27 protein-coding genes are annotated in these 16,514 nt (G+C 51.1%); 10 read left to right on the top strand and 17 right to left on the bottom strand.

Translation table 11 applies throughout. The annotated features are described in order from the left end of the window. The gene (locus G445_RS09150) at positions 1–1,593 is read right to left on the bottom strand and encodes a hypothetical protein (protein WP_022865864.1); all 1,593 of its coding nucleotides are present in this window, start codon (positions 1,591–1,593) and stop codon (positions 1–3) included. 14 nt (positions 1,594–1,607) lie between these two features. Next, positions 1,608–2,102: a hypothetical protein gene (locus tag G445_RS09145; protein ID WP_022865863.1), complete on the bottom strand. Its 495-nt coding sequence runs from the start codon at positions 2,100–2,102 to the stop codon at positions 1,608–1,610. Positions 2,103–2,854: 752 nt separating this feature from the next. Between G445_RS09145 and G445_RS11390 the strand changes: the two genes are divergently transcribed. Next, entirely contained in the window at positions 2,855–3,010 is a 156-nt protein-coding gene (locus tag G445_RS11390) for a hypothetical protein (RefSeq protein ID WP_022865861.1), read from the top strand. A 31-nt stretch (positions 3,011–3,041) separates the two neighbouring features. Here the strand turns inward: G445_RS11390 and G445_RS0101770 are convergent, their stop codons facing one another. The 14 genes from G445_RS0101770 to G445_RS09130 all read right to left on the bottom strand — a co-directional run bounded on the left by G445_RS0101770 (position 3,042) and on the right by G445_RS09130 (position 11,687). Then, a complete protein-coding gene (locus G445_RS0101770; protein WP_022865860.1) occupies positions 3,042–3,683 on the bottom strand; it encodes a hypothetical protein in 642 nt (213 codons plus the stop codon). 18 nt (positions 3,684–3,701) lie between these two features. Further along, a complete protein-coding gene (locus G445_RS0101765; RefSeq protein ID WP_022865859.1) occupies positions 3,702–3,899 on the bottom strand; it encodes a hypothetical protein in 198 nt (65 codons plus the stop codon). Continuing rightward, positions 3,899–5,251, bottom strand: coding sequence for a DEAD/DEAH box helicase (locus tag G445_RS0101760; RefSeq protein ID WP_022865858.1), 1,353 nt, complete (start codon positions 5,249–5,251; stop codon positions 3,899–3,901). The genes G445_RS0101765 and G445_RS0101760 overlap by 1 nt, the downstream gene beginning before the upstream one ends. Beyond that, a complete protein-coding gene (locus tag G445_RS0101755) occupies positions 5,248–5,574 on the bottom strand; it encodes a PDDEXK family nuclease (protein WP_022865857.1) in 327 nt (108 codons plus the stop codon). Before G445_RS0101755 ends, G445_RS0101760 begins: the two co-directional genes overlap by 4 nt. Before the next feature lie 286 nt (positions 5,575–5,860). Beyond that, a complete protein-coding gene (locus G445_RS0101750; protein ID WP_022865856.1) occupies positions 5,861–8,263 on the bottom strand; it encodes a phage/plasmid primase, P4 family in 2,403 nt (800 codons plus the stop codon). Between the two features lie 94 nt (positions 8,264–8,357). Continuing rightward, the gene (locus G445_RS0101745) at positions 8,358–8,933 is read right to left on the bottom strand and encodes a hypothetical protein (RefSeq protein ID WP_022865855.1); all 576 of its coding nucleotides are present in this window, start codon (positions 8,931–8,933) and stop codon (positions 8,358–8,360) included. Between the two features lie 11 nt (positions 8,934–8,944). After that, complete coding sequence (locus G445_RS09135; RefSeq protein WP_022865854.1) at positions 8,945–9,751, bottom strand: hypothetical protein; 807 nt, start codon at positions 9,749–9,751, stop codon at positions 8,945–8,947. A 15-nt stretch (positions 9,752–9,766) separates the two neighbouring features. After that, the gene (locus G445_RS0101735; protein ID WP_022865853.1) at positions 9,767–10,087 is read right to left on the bottom strand and encodes a hypothetical protein; all 321 of its coding nucleotides are present in this window, start codon (positions 10,085–10,087) and stop codon (positions 9,767–9,769) included. Between the two features lie 12 nt (positions 10,088–10,099). Next, on the bottom strand, positions 10,100–10,279 hold the full coding sequence (locus tag G445_RS0101730; RefSeq protein WP_022865852.1) for a helix-turn-helix domain-containing protein: 180 nt from the start codon (positions 10,277–10,279) through the stop codon (positions 10,100–10,102). Next, complete coding sequence (locus G445_RS0101725; protein ID WP_022865851.1) at positions 10,279–10,530, bottom strand: hypothetical protein; 252 nt, start codon at positions 10,528–10,530, stop codon at positions 10,279–10,281. Before G445_RS0101725 ends, G445_RS0101730 begins: the two co-directional genes overlap by 1 nt. Further along, positions 10,527–10,940 carry a hypothetical protein gene (locus tag G445_RS0101720; RefSeq protein ID WP_022865850.1) on the bottom strand — a complete coding sequence of 138 codons (414 nt, stop codon included), beginning with the start codon at positions 10,938–10,940 and terminating at the stop codon, positions 10,527–10,529. The genes G445_RS0101725 and G445_RS0101720 overlap by 4 nt, the downstream gene beginning before the upstream one ends. Next, positions 10,940–11,188 (bottom strand): hypothetical protein, encoded by a 249-nt coding sequence (locus G445_RS0101715; protein WP_022865849.1) that lies wholly within the window; start codon positions 11,186–11,188, stop codon positions 10,940–10,942. Before G445_RS0101715 ends, G445_RS0101720 begins: the two co-directional genes overlap by 1 nt. Next, positions 11,185–11,424 (bottom strand): hypothetical protein, encoded by a 240-nt coding sequence (locus tag G445_RS0101710; RefSeq protein WP_022865848.1) that lies wholly within the window; start codon positions 11,422–11,424, stop codon positions 11,185–11,187. The genes G445_RS0101715 and G445_RS0101710 overlap by 4 nt, the downstream gene beginning before the upstream one ends. Positions 11,425–11,468: 44 nt before the next feature. After that, positions 11,469–11,687 (bottom strand): helix-turn-helix domain-containing protein, encoded by a 219-nt coding sequence (locus G445_RS09130; RefSeq protein WP_022865847.1) that lies wholly within the window; start codon positions 11,685–11,687, stop codon positions 11,469–11,471. 110 nt (positions 11,688–11,797) lie between these two features. Here G445_RS09130 and G445_RS0101700 point away from each other — a divergent pair, with 110 nt between their 5' ends. The 5 genes from G445_RS0101700 (at position 11,798) to G445_RS0101670 (ending at position 13,862) form a co-directional block, all read left to right on the top strand. Then, the gene (locus tag G445_RS0101700; RefSeq protein WP_022865846.1) at positions 11,798–12,148 is read left to right on the top strand and encodes a helix-turn-helix domain-containing protein; all 351 of its coding nucleotides are present in this window, start codon (positions 11,798–11,800) and stop codon (positions 12,146–12,148) included. 548 nt (positions 12,149–12,696) lie between these two features. Beyond that, a complete protein-coding gene (locus tag G445_RS11385; RefSeq protein WP_022865844.1) occupies positions 12,697–12,873 on the top strand; it encodes a hypothetical protein in 177 nt (58 codons plus the stop codon). Beyond that, positions 12,870–13,094 (top strand): helix-turn-helix transcriptional regulator, encoded by a 225-nt coding sequence (locus tag G445_RS11080; protein ID WP_084676400.1) that lies wholly within the window; start codon positions 12,870–12,872, stop codon positions 13,092–13,094. Before G445_RS11385 ends, G445_RS11080 begins: the two co-directional genes overlap by 4 nt. Positions 13,095–13,459: 365 nt before the next feature. Next, on the top strand, positions 13,460–13,642 hold the full coding sequence (locus tag G445_RS11380) for a hypothetical protein (RefSeq protein WP_022865841.1): 183 nt from the start codon (positions 13,460–13,462) through the stop codon (positions 13,640–13,642). Further along, positions 13,632–13,862 (top strand): helix-turn-helix transcriptional regulator, encoded by a 231-nt coding sequence (locus G445_RS0101670; protein WP_022865840.1) that lies wholly within the window; start codon positions 13,632–13,634, stop codon positions 13,860–13,862. Before G445_RS11380 ends, G445_RS0101670 begins: the two co-directional genes overlap by 11 nt. 2 nt (positions 13,863–13,864) lie before the next feature. Here the strand turns inward: G445_RS0101670 and G445_RS11075 are convergent, their stop codons facing one another. Beyond that, a complete protein-coding gene (locus G445_RS11075; RefSeq protein ID WP_084676397.1) occupies positions 13,865–14,416 on the bottom strand; it encodes a DUF2335 domain-containing protein in 552 nt (183 codons plus the stop codon). A gap of 537 nt (positions 14,417–14,953) precedes the next feature. Between G445_RS11075 and G445_RS11375 the strand changes: the two genes are divergently transcribed. From G445_RS11375 to G445_RS0101640, 4 genes are all read left to right on the top strand, one after another. Beyond that, on the top strand, positions 14,954–15,121 hold the full coding sequence (locus G445_RS11375) for a hypothetical protein (RefSeq protein ID WP_022865837.1): 168 nt from the start codon (positions 14,954–14,956) through the stop codon (positions 15,119–15,121). Continuing rightward, the gene (locus tag G445_RS0101650; RefSeq protein WP_022865836.1) at positions 15,118–15,351 is read left to right on the top strand and encodes a helix-turn-helix transcriptional regulator; all 234 of its coding nucleotides are present in this window, start codon (positions 15,118–15,120) and stop codon (positions 15,349–15,351) included. Before G445_RS11375 ends, G445_RS0101650 begins: the two co-directional genes overlap by 4 nt. Before the next feature lie 410 nt (positions 15,352–15,761). Further along, a complete protein-coding gene (locus G445_RS0101645) occupies positions 15,762–15,941 on the top strand; it encodes a hypothetical protein (RefSeq protein ID WP_022865835.1) in 180 nt (59 codons plus the stop codon). Beyond that, positions 15,934–16,155, top strand: a complete 222-nt coding sequence (locus G445_RS0101640) for a hypothetical protein (RefSeq protein ID WP_022865834.1) — start codon at positions 15,934–15,936, stop codon at positions 16,153–16,155. Before G445_RS0101645 ends, G445_RS0101640 begins: the two co-directional genes overlap by 8 nt. Positions 16,156–16,514 lie beyond the last annotated feature (359 nt).

The following is a 16,514-nucleotide window of genomic DNA, read 5'->3' as shown; positions in this document are numbered from 1 at the left end:
TCACCACACAAACATTCGCGAATCAACAAACGGTTTCGACCAGCCCAACGCCCGCATATCAGACGCCGCCTCATGCGCTAAAACGTCAGCCATCAAAATATCAATCTTCATATGCTCCGCCGGCTTACCCAACACATATTTATCACCCGGTTTAGCCACACGCCGAGCATGCAAAGCATGAGCGCGTGCAACCAAATCATCATCATGCGTCGTGAGCCCCTCGAAACTATCCTCACTATACCTAGTGAGCGCATCAAACATCCTGCCCGTACTGTTCGTCGGCCACTGCACCACCCGGTCAACCCCATAATCCCCAGCCCACTTATCCGCCTGAGTCTCCCAATGCCTCGGATCAATATAAAGCCGCTGCACATCATAGTATTCAAACAGGTGGCTTATCGCCGCGTCTACTTCACCACGCGGAATACGCGAACCCGGCCACAACTTCGGATCCCAATAGGTAGGACGCGAATCAGGCCCATACACCGGGGTGAACCTATAGCCACCCAAAGTTTCAGCCCGGATAGCCGTCCAATCATCACTACGAGAACCATCAAAACCAAGACAAATAGGTGCGCCCTGAGGCACCTCCTGCAACTGTTCGGTTTTATCCCATAGCTCCTCAGTCATGAACGAACCCTGACCTTGCACAAGCTGATTGAGGAAAAACCTGCGCGCCTGCGTAGGGTCAGTCTCCACCAGTTCCTCCATCTCCCGCTCAACCGTCTCAAGATTCACCCACGGGGAACCCTCATACACGTATTCAAGAATTTTCTTCCGGTCACGCTTACGCTCCCACGAAAGCGACGACGGCGGGCGACGGTAAAACTTATAAATATCATCCTGGTTTGACTGGAACGTCGCCTGAGCTGAACTGTTATCCATAGGATCCCACGGATTAGTAATCTCAAGCCCGCGACCATCCATACCAGCCAAACCCCGCCGCATCGTATCCCACGCCGTTTTAATCTTCCCCGTATATAGCCCTGACTCATCCGCCAACGCGAAAGTAATCTGTTGCCCCAAACGGGTACTTGCTTTTGTAGTTACTGGATCAATACGCCCACCGTTAGGAAGCCGAATAAACCCCTCACGCACCTGCATAAGCACACCTAAAGGGCCGAGATTAATCATCTCCTTCAACGGCCCATACACGTTATCCGTTTGATCTTCAGCAGTAGCCAACAACTGGATAAGGTTGGTGGGGCGTACCATGCCCATCGGGTCGCCCTCCTGGTAAGTGTATTCCCAGCCACAACCACACCCATTATCAACACACCGATACATGTCGCCAGCTTCAGCCCAGCCCGCGAATACACACGGCCCCACCGCCTCCAAACAAACGATTGCGGCACCAAACGGGCTTTTTCCCGTCTTTTGCGGCCCCACAATCACGCCACGACGATACACAAACACGGACGCGCCAGCCGGCCGGACAGGATTAAACACCGCACCCGGTTTAACCTCATAAAAATAAACCAAATTCTCTAATTGCCAGCCAGCAAGAACGAACGGCTCACCACGGTTCCAACTGTCAGGAATCCGACAATGCGCCTCAATCCATTCCGCGCCAAGAAACCCTAAAGAAAGCACTGTTTAGCCCTCCCTTATTTGGCTTGAGCGGCCTTGAAACGTTCACGCGCGGACAAATCAATAACATTAGATTCATCTGCTATTTCCACAGGTTGGACTTGCGGTGTGCCAATCTGCCAGCCGTTATCGCGTAAGCCCGCGGGGGTGAGCCCGCATTGGTCACGATACCTATGTAGTTGTGCGATGAGTGCAGCGCTTTTCCCCGGGTTTAATTCTACTGTGGCTTGGATTCTGCACATTTCCGCGATAACCAAATGCCGCCAGGGTTCCTGTTCCCACTGCACGGCTTGAGGGGTTGTCCAAAGTTCCCGCCAAATCGCGCGCTCCCTCCGGTTAGAAGCCAATGGCTGCCCGTCTTCATCTTTAGCGGGTGTGAGTGGGAACCGTGGAGCCTTGCCCTCCCTCCCGGTTTCTGGAAGGACTGTAGGTAGGTAGCCTTTCTTTTCACTTGCCGGGCTTCCAGCCCTGGGTATTGAGCCAGCCCTATTGCGTGCCCCTCCACGTGCCATTTTCCCCTCCTTAAAAGCTTGTATCAAAACACGAAACGAAACAGTTCACCATGTAAGACGTGAAAATGTTTGAATACTTCGCGCGTTTTTTCCCTATCCCCGGCGGTACAGCCACACCCAGCCTTTGGGGTTACCCCCCCCACCCTTCACAACACAATTTCACTTCGTTGCCGTGCTTTATTTTTATTTCCTCTTTTATACTTGCCCGACCGAGAAATACTATACTTTTTCGCTTTCGTGTTTTTGTCTTTCGCGTTGTCAGCTCACTGTTGTTTGTGTGCTTTACGTCCGCCTGCGCGCGTATTGCACGAAGCATGACTAATTCCAAGATACGACATGCGGTCATCGCTATGGTCTAAGTGCCATCGGTCGTAACTCATAATCCTTTTCTTGCATCGTGCACAGAAAATTGTTTCGCCTTGTTGAAGCTTGCGGACATACCTCTCCCGGGTGCGGGTGTGAAGCCTTCCGTACCCGCGTTCGTGGCGCGAGCCTCGCTTTGCCTCATATGCCCGCATGCGCTCTGGGCAATAACGCACGCCGGGGAGGATAAGGTGGGGGCACCTAGGTGCGGGGCATCGGCGTAAGGACTGTTTGCTCATGTTCTTTAATCTTTTCTTGTTGAACGTGCCACCCGAGGGGGGTGGGGCGCGTGAGTTGGTAGGGGGCGGTTTCTGGCCGCCCCGGTTGTAGGCGGGGCTCCCTGCTAGGGGAACGTGGGAGGGGTTAGATGAGGCTATAGTTTCCTGGATATGAAAAAGGCACCCGTTTCTTTGGGTGCCTTTAGAAAAGTTGCGCCCCGGCGTGGTTCAAAAAATATTATTGCTTGCTTGCCGGGGCCGGATATGGATAAAGCTCCGGGCTGTCTGTGCCTGGGGCTTGTTTTTGGGCGCAACTCACGCCCTTAAGCGTGACATTACCATAGGCGGGGGCGGGGGGTCAAGTGTTGTGGGTGAGTTGGTGTAGGTTGATTCGTCCTTGCTTATCTACGTGGAGTGTTCCGCGTTGTATGCGCTTCCTTATGGTTGCCCGAGATATCCCGGTTATCTTACTAGCCTGTTCGCGTGTCACCCATGTATCGGGTGTGGTGGTGAGCCTCCAGTAGATAGCGTCCCTGAGTTGTTGGGGTGTGGCTGTGTAGTCACACGCCGGACAAACGTACATGCGGTTCCGGTAATGTAGTCTGGTTTTTCCGCACATTGGGCAAGTGTGGTCAGACAGAGTGGGAGCGAGAATATCCCTCCATCGTTCGTGTATCTTATCGAGACTGTTTACCATAGTTTCATAGTGGGGGTAGGTGAGGCGGGCTTTAGACAAACGCGCCCTAATATACAGCGCGGGATGCGTGGTTGCCGTTGCGCACCAGCCAAGATTCCGGGCATGTGTAGCTATAGCATCTACCTCTCTAGCGAGTTGTTCTTTTTGGTAGATGGCGCTTTCAATCGCGCCTCCGGTTGCGCCTGTGGTGATGGGGGACGTGTAGGTTATTCCGGCGGGTTCGGTGTTGTTTTCAACGATTGCTCGAATTTCCTCCTCCCACATGGCTAGGTTCGTGAGAACGGTTTCGAGGCTGGCGCGCATACATGTTTCCTTTCTTGGCTAGTTGAGGTAGTCGTCGATAAGGTCGTCGAGCCTGTATTTTGTGTTGAGGTAAGCGGTCGCCATGTGTTTTGTTTTCATGGAATCTTTCCCACCTGTGTTTGTGGTGTCTTCGCATCTGGTGATTTCGTAACGTAACCATTCTTGAAGGTCGTAAATGATTGTTGAGTAAACGTGTGCGAGGTATTGATAGTCCATTAGTTTTTCCTTTCGGGGTAGAGTTCTGCTTTCACGGCTGAAAGCAAGTCGTCTTGGGTTGTGCGTTTTGTTTCCAAAGCACGAATAACACGGGCATCGATTGTGCCCTCGGTAGCTATGTGGGTGATGGTTACTGGCCGGGATTGGCCTTGCCTGTAGATCCTGGCGTTTGTTTGTTGGTAGAGTTCCAGGCTCCACGGCGTGGTATACCACGCTAAATAATGCCCGCCGGCCTGTAGATTGATGCCGTGGCCTACCGATGCGGGGTGGATGAACGCTAACGGGACTTTCCCGGCGTTCCACTCGTTAAAATCCTTGGATGTTTCTAGCACCCGGCCGTCTGGAAAATATTTCGTGAGGGCTTCAAGGTCGGTTTTAAACCAATAAGCAACCAAGAGGGGTTGCCCGTTTGTGGCTTCGATAACGTCGGCAAGTGCGTCTATCTTGGCGGTGTGGACATGGGCGGGTGTTCCGTCTTCGGCATATATTGCCCCGCTGGCGTATTGTGAAAGTTTTGAGGAGAGTACCGCCGCGTTTGAGGCAATGATGGTTTCGCCCTCAATTTCAATAATGAGGTTTTTCTTGAATTGTTCATAGCGGGCGGTTTCTGTCCTGCTCATCCTGGCTACTGTTGTTGTATAGGTGATAGGTGGCATCGTGAGATAATCGTCGGCTTTCATCGAGAGAGTAATATCTTTGATTAACCCGTTGATGGTGGCTTCGCCCTCACGGGTGAGTGTCCACCCTACGGGGCGTTGATACACGTATTTTGTTGCACGAAAATATGTGTTGCGATATCGAACAATAGATGTGCCTAGTCGTTGCCCTAAGTCGATAACAAGATATTGGGCGAATAAGTCTAAATATCCGTTAGGTGCCGGGGTGCCTGTCAGGCCGATGACACGGCGGGCTGTTTTCGAGAGTTTGAGAGCCGCGCGGGTGCGTTTAGCTGTTGGGTTTTTATAGCTGCTGAGTTCGTCGAATACGAGAATGTCGTATGTGGGGTGTGGCTGTTTGGTGAGCCATGCGAGATTGTCACGGCTAATAATGTGGGTGAGGGCGGGGTTCGCTAGGGCTTTGAGTCGCTGGGATTCCGTGCCGGTGATAACCGAGAATTCTAGGTGTTGGGTGTGTTCCCATTTTTTGATTTCGTTTGGCCAGGTGTGTTCTGCTACGCGTTTGGGGGCGATGATGAGTATTTTTTGTGTCTGTCCCATGGCGTGCCACATGGCTAGGGCGGAGAGGGTGATTGAGGTTTTACCCAAGCCCATGTCGAGCATGAGGCATGCCTGGGGGCGGTCAAGTAAAAATTTAATAGCTTGTTTCTGGTAGTCGTGAGGAATGAATTTCATGATTGTTCTATCTGGTTGAGCGTTTGTTCTATCTGATCGGGGTGGTTGATAACGAAAACAGGGGCTGAAAGCTTTTTGAGTTGGTGGTGCCTCCAGGCTTGGATTTTTGTGAGTCTGCCTGTTCCGGGTTTTTTGAGTTCGATGAATGCGATATGTGCGTCGGGGAGAATGACGATGCGGTCGGGCACTCCAACAGTGCCGGGGGACACGAATTTCCAGGAGAGTCCGCCTCTTGCGTGGACTGCTTTTGTGAGATTTTTTTCGAGGTCTTGTTCACGCATGGTGACCGCCTGGGGCGTGGCGGGTGGCAGATTTTTTTTCATTACCTATATATATGTATATATAGGGGGTATATATAGGTATATATATGTCTTTTTTTATACTTATATTCTCTTTATATTTATCTGCCATATCTGCCACTAAGAAGAGATATATAAGGAAATATAAGGGGAAAAGGGGGTGGCGGGTGCGTTTTTTATTTGCCACTAATCTGCAACTTTTCGGGCTATCTGCCACCCCATCTACTATACAGTTTCCGCAATGATATTGTTTAGAGTGGCAGATAAGAGTGGCAGATAAAACCCTCAAAAACCCTTTTCTTAACCTCATTTACATCACGTCCTCGAGAGTCTCACCCTGCTCAATAACGATCCGAATCCCCGCATAAAAACGGACACCCCCCGTCCCCTTCGTGCTTCGCACACCATAATTTTTCAACCGCTGGGTAATCGCTTTAGCGCTCACTGAGTCCAGTCCGTTCCGCCTGCACCAGGTTTCATACTCGCCCCTAAACCGTGCGACAAGCGTTTCATATCCTTGCCGGTTAGGCTCCCCCACAGCACAGCAGTCCTGCACGTACATCCTCACGGTGTCCTGCTCGGTCTCATACCGCTCAGTAGCAACCTTCACGACCTCAGGGGCACACATGCCGTCCTTGACATATTCTTTGGTGCCCTGGAGCATCCATGCGAGGATTCCGGGGGCTTCTTCCATCAACTCGTTTTCCAGGTTAGGATTCCGGTCTTGTTCAGGCACGATGTTAAGGAATGGTATTTTTTTGACTCGCCTCCAAAAAGCACTCCCCCCTGTCATCACCTCGGGCTCATGATTGGATATCATGATGATGGTGTGTGAGGGCTGGAATTCGAAGAAGTTTCCTCCCATATAGCGGGCGCTAATAGAGTCTGCGCCGGTTAAAAGTTTGACGCGGGATTCGCTGAATCTGTCGCCTTCTTCGGTCTCTGACGTGATGGCTAGGCGGGCGCCTGCTAGGGCGGCAATATCGGCCGGGTGGCGGCGTTCGGCTCCTTGGGTGAATGCTATGGATTGTAGGGATACGGCGTAGCCGTTTGTGCCTGTGCCGAGTATGCGCCGTAGGACGTTGAGGAGGACGCTTTTGCCGTTGGCTCCTGTTCCGTGGAGGAAGTAGAATTCTTGTTCGAGGACTTGTCCGATGAGGGCGAGGCCGACTGCGCGCTGTATATAGGTGGTGAGTTCTGGGTTTCCGGTGAATGTTTGTGCAAGGAACGCATCCCATCGGGGGGTGGGCATGGTGAAATCGGGTGCGACGGTGGTGGAGCGTAGGCAGTAATCGTTAGGTTTGTTGGCTGTGATTTTGCCGGTTTTGAGGTCGATGAGCCCGCCGGGGGTGTTGAGTAGCCATGGGTCGGCATCAAACGTGGTGATAGGGGTCGCGAACTGTGCACGTAAAAGGCGTTCGACGTTGAAAACGGCGTGTTTGGATAGGCTTTTCATTTTGTATGCGATGTTTGCTTTGTCGTCTGCGGGTAGGTTGCGGGCTTGTTGTCTGAGGGCTTCGATGATGGGTGCGTCGTCTGCTGTGGTGTCCCATGTGTGGCCGTTCCATGTCGCCCATGTTTTCAAATCGGTTATCCACCTGTAGGAATTAGGGTATTTGTCTGCGAATCTGAGGGCGTTTCCGTCGTCTGTGAGGGTGTAGGTGTCGATGATTTCGCCGGTAGTGGTGTTGATGATGGTTCCGTCGTTTTGGGTTTTGAGGTTGATCCAGTCGTCTAGCCCGGTGGGGTCTCGTGGCTGGAGGGTGGGTGTTCCGTAGCCTTGTTGTGCTAGTTGTTTTGCGGCTTCGGTGTCGTTGCCGCCCGTGTGTGTGAGGGCGTAGAAATGGAGTTTTGATATGGGTTGTTCGGTAGGTAAGCCGGTGCTAGATGAGAATATGTAGAGGTTGTCTAGTCCGTCCCTGTTGGTGGTGGCGCTGTGTCCGTCTTTGACTGTTTTTCCGGGGCGTACCCAATATCTGACGCCTTGTTGGTCTTTGTGGGAGTATGTCCACCCCAAAGGTGTGAGGATGTCTGCCCAGTCGTTTTTAGCGGCGTAGTCGTCGCCTGGGCGTGTGCCCTGTACGCAGGTCGGGACTTTTATGACCTTTTCAACCGTTAGGGCTTTAGTCCCTGTTTCGTCGAGGGAGCGGAAAATGTTACACAACGCCTCATACTCACTACGAGTAACGAGCGCGGCGGTCGTAATATCCCCAATGATTGTTTTCCACGGTTTCCCACTCGAATGAAACGCTCCGGGGGTGGGGGCTATAATACTGTAGCCTCCTTCCCCGCGGGTTTCGGCCAAAACCTCCCCCGTGGAAGACAGGGCGAGTTTCGTGTTATGCGGAAAATCGGTAGTGTCGGCTAGTCTGACGTACCAGTGATAGCCCCCGCTAGGGGTTTGTTCCCATGCCCCGCTACAAACCCGTTGCCAAAGCTCCGCCCGCCCCTGCTCTCTAGCTGTGTCTGTGAGCGTTTTGAGTTTTGTTGTGGCGCGTCCCTCAATTTCGAGCATGATAAGACCGCCACTGCGCTGTCCCATAGCAGCCGCTAAACCATATTTTTCATGTTCGAAATAGTAGCGTGCTTGTTGCTCGGTAAGACCCGCATAGGGTCCCCTCCAACGCACCGCCGGCTTTTTCGCCGTCCCTGTGATAGGAATCGTAACAATGCCTGCCTGTTGGGCACGGACAGCTGTCTCTAGCAGCGACATTCGTTTCCTTTCTCTCTACAAAAGAATGTTTTTGGTGCCCTAGCGGGGCTTGCACCCGCCTATGTCCCTCACGCGGTTAGGGCATAAAGAGCGGTTAGGCTTGTTGTCTGATGAATGCGATGGTGTCAGCAGGGATTCTAGTCATGCCAGAAATTTGCTCGTCGCTCATGCCGGCCTTGATAAGTGCGGGGATGTCAACTTGAGCCGGTTCCCCCACTGGCGGTTCGTTATCAAACTGGGAATTATCGAGAGCCTGTGTAACCTGTGGGTTTGCGCCCGCCCGAATCTCGTAACGATAGATTTTCGCGGAGTTCAAACGCGGATTCTTCTCGTTCGGTTCCTCACCCACGAATGTCACGCTGAAACGGTTTCCCGGGGCTAAAGCTGTCCCTGCTGTCTCGAAACCACCGTTTTTGATCGCAGATAGGAGTGCAGCGCGTTGCTTGCCCCAATTTTTAACATATACGGTGCCTTCACCATCCGCAGTGGTGAGGCGTATAAGGATCTGAAGCTGTGGGCTTCCATCACTCCACGTTTGGGGTTTTGTTCCCCCGTATTCGATGACTTGTTTTACCTCTGTCCCTGTGATGGTCCCGGTAATGGTTTCCCCAACATTTTCGGGCTTGAGGGTTAATCCGTTAGCGAGTGCTTGATCTAATGTAAAATTCATGATTGTTGTCCTTAAATGATGTCGTCGATGGTTGTTTGTTCGATTTTCGGGGTTGTATAGTTGACCCAGTCGGGGTATTTCCGACAGTCCCAACAGTCGGGGTTTCTATCTAGGCTGGCAATCCATGTGTCTCTCCCTTCGGCTCCTAGTGCGGTTGTGATTGCGGTCATGCTCGTATAGAGCGAGGCGAGACGCCCTAACGCGTCCTTAGCTATCTGCGGGTCATATGGGGCGCTCCACCAGTAGCCACCAGATAGGCTCATACCGTTCCTGGGCATGAAAAATACGCATACGTGGCTAACTTTTTGGCCTGCGTTTTCCCACCCCAACCCATACAGGTGGGCTTGGATTTCGTACTGTTGGCCTGGATAGTGGGTGCGCCTGACGGTGTCGAGCGTGGTTTTGCCGACGATTTTCCAGTCAATATTGATGCCTGGTGTGCATGCTCCGCGCACGTTGGGGATAAACAGGTCGGCGCTACCAGTGATAGGTTTCCCTGCCAAGGTGCCGACAGTCACCTTGCGTTCTGTCCAAAATTCCAAATCATCTGGTTTCCTGGACTGTTGGAGGGTGTCGAAAATACCCTGTAAGGCTTCATGTACGGCTGTTCCTATATAGGGGAGCCAGGGGACGCGGGTTTCGGTTTTTGTCCAGCTAGCTAGCCGTGCGGCTAGGCAGTGGGTGCAGGGGTTCCCGATTTCGCTGGGGCCGATCATGCGTTGCAGACTGCGGGGCTGGTTGGTGATAGCGTTCTCGATTAGGTCTTGGATTTGGTAGCCGATGAGTTCGCCTGTATCGTTCACGTCTGTGGTGCTCATGCGTATTCGTTTTCCCTATCGTATGGTGACGGTTGGGGTGCTAGATTCGGTTTTGAATCGTTCAAGCTGGGTGGGGCTGAACGCATTTTTTACCGCGCTAGTGGATAGTTTCGGTTCATATAAATGAGCGAATTTGGCGACAGGGTAGGCCTTTTCTAGCTGTTTTATGTTGAGGGTTTTACGCCTGGTGACGTTCACGCGATGGTCTCCTACTGTCCCGCCGGTAGGGAGTAGTTGGGCGATTTTTTCGTTTGTGACTGCGAGTGCTTCTTCGCATTGTTGTTTTTCGGCACGCAAGGATAGGGCGAGATTGACGAGTTGTTCGATGGTTTCCATAATGTTTTTCCTTTATTTGTTTCGGTGTTCGATGAGCCAGCCGTCTAGTTCCCTTGGGTCTATCCGGTATCGGCGTCCGATTTTGTAGGACGGGATTTTCTTTGTTAAAAGTAGGTGGTATACGGTGTCAAGGTGGATGCCGAGTTTTTGTGCGGCTTCTTTTGCTGTAATAAGATCAGGCTGTTTACTCATCAGTACCTGCCTTGAATATATTTCGCGGCTTGTTCCATGTGTTCGGCGCGTGAAAAACTGCGTGCCTGCCCCGCGTGTCGTGCGCGTTCTTCGCGCTTACGCGCTTCTTCTCGATATGCTTCGTCTGCGATGCCTGCCCAAATACCGGCGACACCGCCGATAAAAATACCGATTGGCATGTCGTTGGCTGCGGTCATGCCCGCGATAACCGCGAGCGCTATGGTGATAGTTAGGTGGGTGAAAGGCTTCATTTTTGTTTTCCTTTCGTGAGTTTGTGCCATGTGAGGTCGAATAGCCATCGGTCTGACTCGGTGTAGATGTAGGTGCCGTGTGGTTTGCTTCCCGTATGGTCTTTCGCGGGGGTCGTGTTGTAGAATTCTTGATAGGTCTTGAGGAGTGTTCGGGCGAACGTGTTGGATAGTTTGTTTGTCCCGGTTTTTTCTTCAAGATATTTAGCGATTGTTAGACGGGCAGGCTCAGGAACCGGTGGGGTTTCTGGGCTTGTCTCGTTTTCACGCCAGGGTGGGAGTATCTCGTAGGTTGCGGGGATGATTTCTTCAATGATTTGGCTGGCTTTATCGTGAAGATAGGCGCGGTCGAGTATTCCGACGGCGGAGCGGATGAGGTCCATTTTTGCTTGTGCTATCTGTACTGGATGCATTATTCGTTCTCTTTCTCGAGGAAGGTGTGCATTGTTTCGGTTGCTTCGTCCAGGCAGGCGTTCATGGCGTGTCCCATTTTGGTGAGACTTTCGAGGAGTTCCAGGGGTTCTAGCCGTCCTCTTGCGCGGATAATGGCCACGGTTGCCGCGATGGTTTGTGTTAGTAGGACTAGTCTGGAGTTGGTTTGCGTAATGGCGTTGAGGATGTCTTCCTGTAGGCTTTCGTGATCTGGATGGTCAGGTTTCATGAGCGTTTTTGCTCCTTTCTTTTGTAGCGTGCCAGGAGTTGTTCTAGTGCTTGTGGTTTGTCTTTGAGTGGGGAAAATGTTTTTGTTCCGTATAGCATGTCTTTGAATTGGTGTGTGTTGTGGTATGTGACGTACCGGTTGATGGTTGGTATGTAGAAATGTATGTTTCCGTTGTTGTCGATGAGGTCTACCTGCGGGTTTTGCGGGTAGGTGGCTTGATAAATGTTGGTGCTCATGCTGTTTTCCTTTCCTAAGCTCCTACCTGTGGTCGGGTAGGGGCTTATTTTTGTTGCTGGTTTTCTTCGGCTCTGCGCACTAGTTCCCATGCGGGGACGTTCAACGTACGGGAAACGTTCATTAATTCGTCTACATAAAATTCTTTATGCTCGTTGAGGCGCTGAGATAGATAACTTCTTTTGAGGTTTGTTTTCTCGGCGAGGTCTTGCACTGTGATGTTTTTCCGAGCGATTTCCGCACGGACTTCACTAGCGATACTCATGTAAGCTCCTTTCCTGTTTGCTTATGCGAACATTCTATACCAAGCTGTTCGCTTTTGCAAACATTTAATCTCGTGTTGATTCTTTCGTTCGCATATGCAACCATTTGTGTATGGCTAAAAAGTTGCTTCCTGGCTTTTTGAACAGAAAAGTCGTTGAAATTATCCGGCGCGAAATGAACGAAAAAGGCATGTCCATTCGCCAACTCGTTTCACAAACCGGCATCACATTAACGCGCCTCAGCTACATGCTAAAGCTCGAACAGATAATGACTATTGACGTAATGTGCGACCTCTGTGACGCTCTTGCCCTGATTGCTTGGCAGGTGGTTTACGAGGCTGAGACCGGCGAAAAATACGACGAAAACGCTATTAGCGTTTCTTCTTATGTGGATGTAGCGCAGGCGAAACGCCACCCGGTTGACCCTTACGCGGGTTTAGGTGAGGAGAGCCGGGACGTATAAAACATGAAAAATTGCCCCTATCAACACCTGTAGGGGCGATTTTTTGTGTCTATTTGCTGTTTTCCGTCGCGTTATCACAAGCTGTCACAATTCTTGTGAGAAATCGTGAGGTTTTTCGTGAGAAACCGTGAGATTTTGGAAGTCGGGATTTTGTCCCAGCGTGTCTCAAAGTGTCCAATTTTGCGCGGGGTGGTGTGCTAGTTGGGACTTTTCAGGGCGTTTCCGGTCTATATCTGGGACTTCTGGGACTAAAACTGGGACTTTGCTTCATTTTCAGAGTTTAAACCCTTGACTTTAGGTGGGGTTTCGTGTATAGTTATAGGTGTTAGGGAGGAAAAAGAAAACCTCCCCCAAACATGAAGAAAGGAGGAGGAAATGAACCTTTTCGGTATAGCCACAATAATCGGGGCAACAGCCCAAATTATCAAAGCAGTAGCCAAACTGATTGAAGCCCTCAAGAAGTAAGAAGCTACTAGCCAGATTCTTAGCTACATAGTAACACAGTAGCTAAGAACCGCGGCAACCGAAAAACATTTCCCAAAACAACCATGAAAGAAACCCTAATCAACGCGCTAGGAACAATTATTTGCCTAGCAGTAGCAATCTATGCACGCCACAACAGTGCACACGCGGCCACCGCACTATTCGGCATAGCCACCGCGCTTTTCGCCGTCGCAACCACTATTAGCGCCTACGCAACCCACAAGAAAGGAACAGAGAAGTGAAACCCACATTTTACCTATCCTCGCGGGGCGTAGCTGAAAGAATAGGCGTAACCAACAACACTATTAGCGGATATCTTCAACAAGGACGCTTGCCCAAACCTGACGCCCTCATAGGTAGCCCAGATAGTGACCGCCCAATACGTGGCTGGCTACCCGAAACAATCGACGAATGGAATAAGAACCGTCCCGGTAGGGGCGCTAGGACAGATTTACATAAATAAAGAGATCCAGCCCGCCCCGCAATCAGGGGGTGGGCTGAGAGTGGGGGTTGTTTTTCTTGCATCGTTGCGAGTTTTTCTGTGTGTTTTTGTGGATAAACCCCTTGACTTGCACGGCTATAGCCTGTTATAATTATTGGTGTCAGGGAGGGAAAAGAAAACCTCCCCCAATCACACAGAAAGGAGGAGGAAAATGGAACACCTAGGAGAAATACTACTAGGAGCAGGAGCTCTCATCAGCGGAATTGCTAACCTGATAAAAGCTCTGAAATCCAAAAACAAGGAAGATGAATAAATAAATCTTCCACCAGCCCCCGGCAAGCCGGCCGGGAGGTTGGTACCCCTAGGTTACCATTTCCGCCAACAACATGAAACCCTTACGAGAAAACACAGCATGGCTCATGTTCTGCGCAACCATCGTCATCATCGGCCACCACATCGGCATGCACTGGATAGCCCAAACCCTATTCGGCATAGCAGCGCTCACCTTCGCCACCGCCGAAGGAATCCACGCACTCAAACCAAACAAGGAGAAGAACAATGTCGAATAGCCCCGTACACTATCTTGGGCTCACCCAAGTAGCCCAGCACATAGGCGTCACGGAAGGCACCATGCGAGGATACTCAAGCCGTGGATACCTCCCCCAACCCGACGCCTACATCGGCGAAGGAATCCGCGCCGTACGAGGCTGGCTACCCCAAACAATAGACGAATGGAACAAGAATCGCCCAGGACAAGGCAAACGCACCAAACAAACAAGCACTAGCTAAAATCAATCACCACGGCGCTTACGCAACTCACGAACAATCGACGGAGCAGACGTAAGCGCCGTAGCACACAAAGAAACAATACTCACCATATCATTACCCGCAAACAACCCACCAATAGCAACACCCAAAGCACCAAACGGCAACAACGCAAAACTATACGTAACCGCTAAAACCCCACGCGATTCCGCCCGCGCCGACATCTCCATAACCTTGTGTTGCGAAACCATGTTCTTTTCAGCCATAGCCACAATACGTTCAGGGAAAGACACATCAACTTCTCCATAGCCCGCTAAAAGTTCAGGGGTTGGCAAAGGCCCTTCATACCTTGTGTGAAGAGCCTGAATTATTTCCGCTTGAGAGTGTAAGCGCTGTTCGTTTTCTGGTAATAGTTCATGGCTTGAGTTAACTGCCGCCCCGTCGCCATCCACGCTTCGGCTACCATGTCCTGTTTGGAGAGATTTTCTCGAAGTTTTTGAAGCCTCTCCGGGCTGGGATTGGCTACGATGTCCATCCCTTTCTTCATTCCCGTTATAAAGCTCTGGCTCATGTCCCACTCGCTCCCCTTCTCTTGTCTTATCACTCTAATCGTTACACGGTTTTCCGTCAACGTGGCTATAGGTTCACCACCAGCCTGTCACATCGGTTAGGCAGGTGGGAAGCTTCATTGGAGGGCGGCGAAACACCACCCGACAGACCCTTACGAGGATTTAGGAGAGGAGAATCAAGACGTGTAAAACAAGGGGGCGGGGGTTGTTTTCCCCGCCCCTCTGGTTCGTGTCAAAAATAGTGCGGGTGCCGGTGGAGCGTGTGGGGGTGTACCGGTTTTCGTTTGGTTTTATTGAATAAACCCCTTGACCTTAACTTGCTTTTGGGGTATAGTTATAGATGTAAGGCAAAGAGCCCTACAGAAAAACAAAGAAGGAGGGGGCGTGGAAATCGCATCACTGATATTATCCGCAATCTCAGTCGCGTTAACAATTTACAGCATCTGGCAAAACCGCCGGAAGTAAAAACTGTAAAAGCTAACCTCTACCACACGGTAGGGGCTAGCGCCCCCTCCTACAAGACACTATAACACCAAGGATAACCCAATGAAAAAAACAACACTAGCATTAGCCCTGGCAGGATACGCCATAATGCTCGCATGCATAACAGGCGGAGCACCCACATGGCTAGAAGCGACCGTAGCAACACTCTGGCTCGCTGGAGCTACCTACGCAGCCCTTCCAAACCGTACAGGAAAAGGCGGCGAGGAATGAACACCCCTAAACCAGTCCTCTACCTCTCCACAACAGGATTCGCGGAGCGCCTAGGGATCAAGCCCGAAACCCTACGGAGCTACCTCAAACAAGGCAGGCTCCCAGAACCCGATGCGCTCATAGGCGCACCAGGAAACATCCACGCCGTGCGTGGCTGGCTACCCGAAACTATTGACGAATGGAATAAGAACCGTCCCGGGCGAGGAGCCAGAACCGACCTGCAGAAATAGAAGTTTTCGAAGGTGTTCTAAAAAAGATTTGGCGGGGCACACTAACATGCGCCCCGCCTGAAGTTTATAGGTAAAACCCTACCAACGGCTACAGACCATAACAGTCAAGACCGGCAAGTAGCTACAGACCATAACAGTCAAGACCACTCACACTCTCATAATACTCTAGTCAAATAGCTCATTCCAAACAATTGCAGTTGACTTTAGCGAAGCTAGTCGCTATACTTATGGGTAGAAAGGAGGGGTAGACATGGACATAATAAACACCGTAGCCAACGTGGTCATAGCAATCGCAGCGCTCATCACCACATGGCAAAACAGGAAATAAAACTCCATAGCTAACACCCGGAAAACCAACCGGGCTGTTAGCCCTACCCCTCAAAACAAACATACCACGAAAGGGGCAACCCGTGAAAAACTCGTTCGCAATACTTCTCCTCCTCTACGCAGGCTGGAACATTTTCTACACTGCAACAAAGCACACCACCCCAGCCTGGCTTTCCATCGGCGCAGGCGCAATCTGGATTACATGCGCCCTTGCCACCACCTACATGTTGCTAAAACCTAAAGAGAAAGAAAATCATGAGTAAACCAATTCACTACCTTTCCCTGTCCGGTTTGGCAGCGCGGATAGGGATAACCGACGGAACCGCACGATCCTACAGCGGGAAAAACCTATTACCCCAACCCGATGTGCTAGTAGGTGAGGGAGTGCGCGCCGTGCGTGGCTGGCTACCCGAAACTATTGACGAATGGAACAAGAACCGACCAGGCAGGGGCGCACGCACAGACCTCAAAAAATAAACAAACGCACCACCTACTTACCGACCGGTGGTAAGTGGGTGGTGCGTTCCACACTCCCCAATTTTCCGGGGTACAACAGGGGTATCCAAGGCTTAAAACATTGATATATAGCGGGCGCGGGAGGCTCCCCCATCCTCCGCCAAAGCCCCGCTCACGCGGGGCTTTTTCGTTGAAACCCCACGGAAAAGTGAGAGTTAAATGTCACCGTATGTGATTTCCTTTCATCAAAATGGGTGCAAAAATGCCCCCACATTTGTGAGGGTATTAAAATTAAAAACAGTTCCTAACTACCGTAAATGTTAGAATAGTAGTGGTTAATTAGATCTTCTAATCAATAGCATCAATAATGTGTGGGTGGC

It is taken from the genome of Actinotignum urinale DSM 15805 (genome assembly GCF_000420445.1).
In the GTDB taxonomy this organism is placed as follows: Bacteria; Actinomycetota; Actinomycetes; order Actinomycetales; family Actinomycetaceae; genus Actinotignum; species Actinotignum urinale.
This window is presented reverse-complemented; position numbering and strand designations above follow the sequence as displayed.

Excerpts from the sequence above, each read along its gene's own strand:
- G445_RS09145 (WP_022865863.1), bottom strand. The coding sequence starts at position 2,102 with ATGGCACGTGGAGGGGCACGCAATAGGGCTGGCTCAATACCCAGGGCT.
- G445_RS11390 (WP_022865861.1), top strand. The coding sequence starts at position 2,855 with ATGAAAAAGGCACCCGTTTCTTTGGGTGCCTTTAGAAAAGTTGCGCCC.
- G445_RS0101770 (WP_022865860.1), bottom strand. The coding sequence starts at position 3,683 with ATGCGCGCCAGCCTCGAAACCGTTCTCACGAACCTAGCCATGTGGGAG.
- G445_RS0101765 (WP_022865859.1), bottom strand. The coding sequence starts at position 3,899 with ATGGACTATCAATACCTCGCACACGTTTACTCAACAATCATTTACGAC.
- G445_RS0101760 (WP_022865858.1), bottom strand. The coding sequence starts at position 5,251 with ATGAAATTCATTCCTCACGACTACCAGAAACAAGCTATTAAATTTTTA.
- G445_RS0101755 (WP_022865857.1), bottom strand. The coding sequence starts at position 5,574 with ATGAAAAAAAATCTGCCACCCGCCACGCCCCAGGCGGTCACCATGCGT.
- G445_RS0101750 (WP_022865856.1), bottom strand. The coding sequence starts at position 8,263 with ATGTCGCTGCTAGAGACAGCTGTCCGTGCCCAACAGGCAGGCATTGTT.
- G445_RS0101745 (WP_022865855.1), bottom strand. The coding sequence starts at position 8,933 with ATGAATTTTACATTAGATCAAGCACTCGCTAACGGATTAACCCTCAAG.
- G445_RS09135 (WP_022865854.1), bottom strand. The coding sequence starts at position 9,751 with ATGAGCACCACAGACGTGAACGATACAGGCGAACTCATCGGCTACCAA.
- G445_RS0101735 (WP_022865853.1), bottom strand. The coding sequence starts at position 10,087 with ATGGAAACCATCGAACAACTCGTCAATCTCGCCCTATCCTTGCGTGCC.
- G445_RS0101730 (WP_022865852.1), bottom strand. The coding sequence starts at position 10,279 with ATGAGTAAACAGCCTGATCTTATTACAGCAAAAGAAGCCGCACAAAAA.
- G445_RS0101725 (WP_022865851.1), bottom strand. The coding sequence starts at position 10,530 with ATGAAGCCTTTCACCCACCTAACTATCACCATAGCGCTCGCGGTTATC.
- G445_RS0101720 (WP_022865850.1), bottom strand. The coding sequence starts at position 10,940 with ATGCATCCAGTACAGATAGCACAAGCAAAAATGGACCTCATCCGCTCC.
- G445_RS0101715 (WP_022865849.1), bottom strand. The coding sequence starts at position 11,188 with ATGAAACCTGACCATCCAGATCACGAAAGCCTACAGGAAGACATCCTC.
- G445_RS0101710 (WP_022865848.1), bottom strand. The coding sequence starts at position 11,424 with ATGAGCACCAACATTTATCAAGCCACCTACCCGCAAAACCCGCAGGTA.
- G445_RS09130 (WP_022865847.1), bottom strand. The coding sequence starts at position 11,687 with ATGAGTATCGCTAGTGAAGTCCGTGCGGAAATCGCTCGGAAAAACATC.
- G445_RS0101700 (WP_022865846.1), top strand. The coding sequence starts at position 11,798 with ATGGCTAAAAAGTTGCTTCCTGGCTTTTTGAACAGAAAAGTCGTTGAA.
- G445_RS11385 (WP_022865844.1), top strand. The coding sequence starts at position 12,697 with ATGAAAGAAACCCTAATCAACGCGCTAGGAACAATTATTTGCCTAGCA.
- G445_RS11380 (WP_022865841.1), top strand. The coding sequence starts at position 13,460 with ATGAAACCCTTACGAGAAAACACAGCATGGCTCATGTTCTGCGCAACC.
- G445_RS0101670 (WP_022865840.1), top strand. The coding sequence starts at position 13,632 with ATGTCGAATAGCCCCGTACACTATCTTGGGCTCACCCAAGTAGCCCAG.
- G445_RS11375 (WP_022865837.1), top strand. The coding sequence starts at position 14,954 with ATGAAAAAAACAACACTAGCATTAGCCCTGGCAGGATACGCCATAATG.
- G445_RS0101650 (WP_022865836.1), top strand. The coding sequence starts at position 15,118 with ATGAACACCCCTAAACCAGTCCTCTACCTCTCCACAACAGGATTCGCG.
- G445_RS0101640 (WP_022865834.1), top strand. The coding sequence starts at position 15,934 with ATGAGTAAACCAATTCACTACCTTTCCCTGTCCGGTTTGGCAGCGCGG.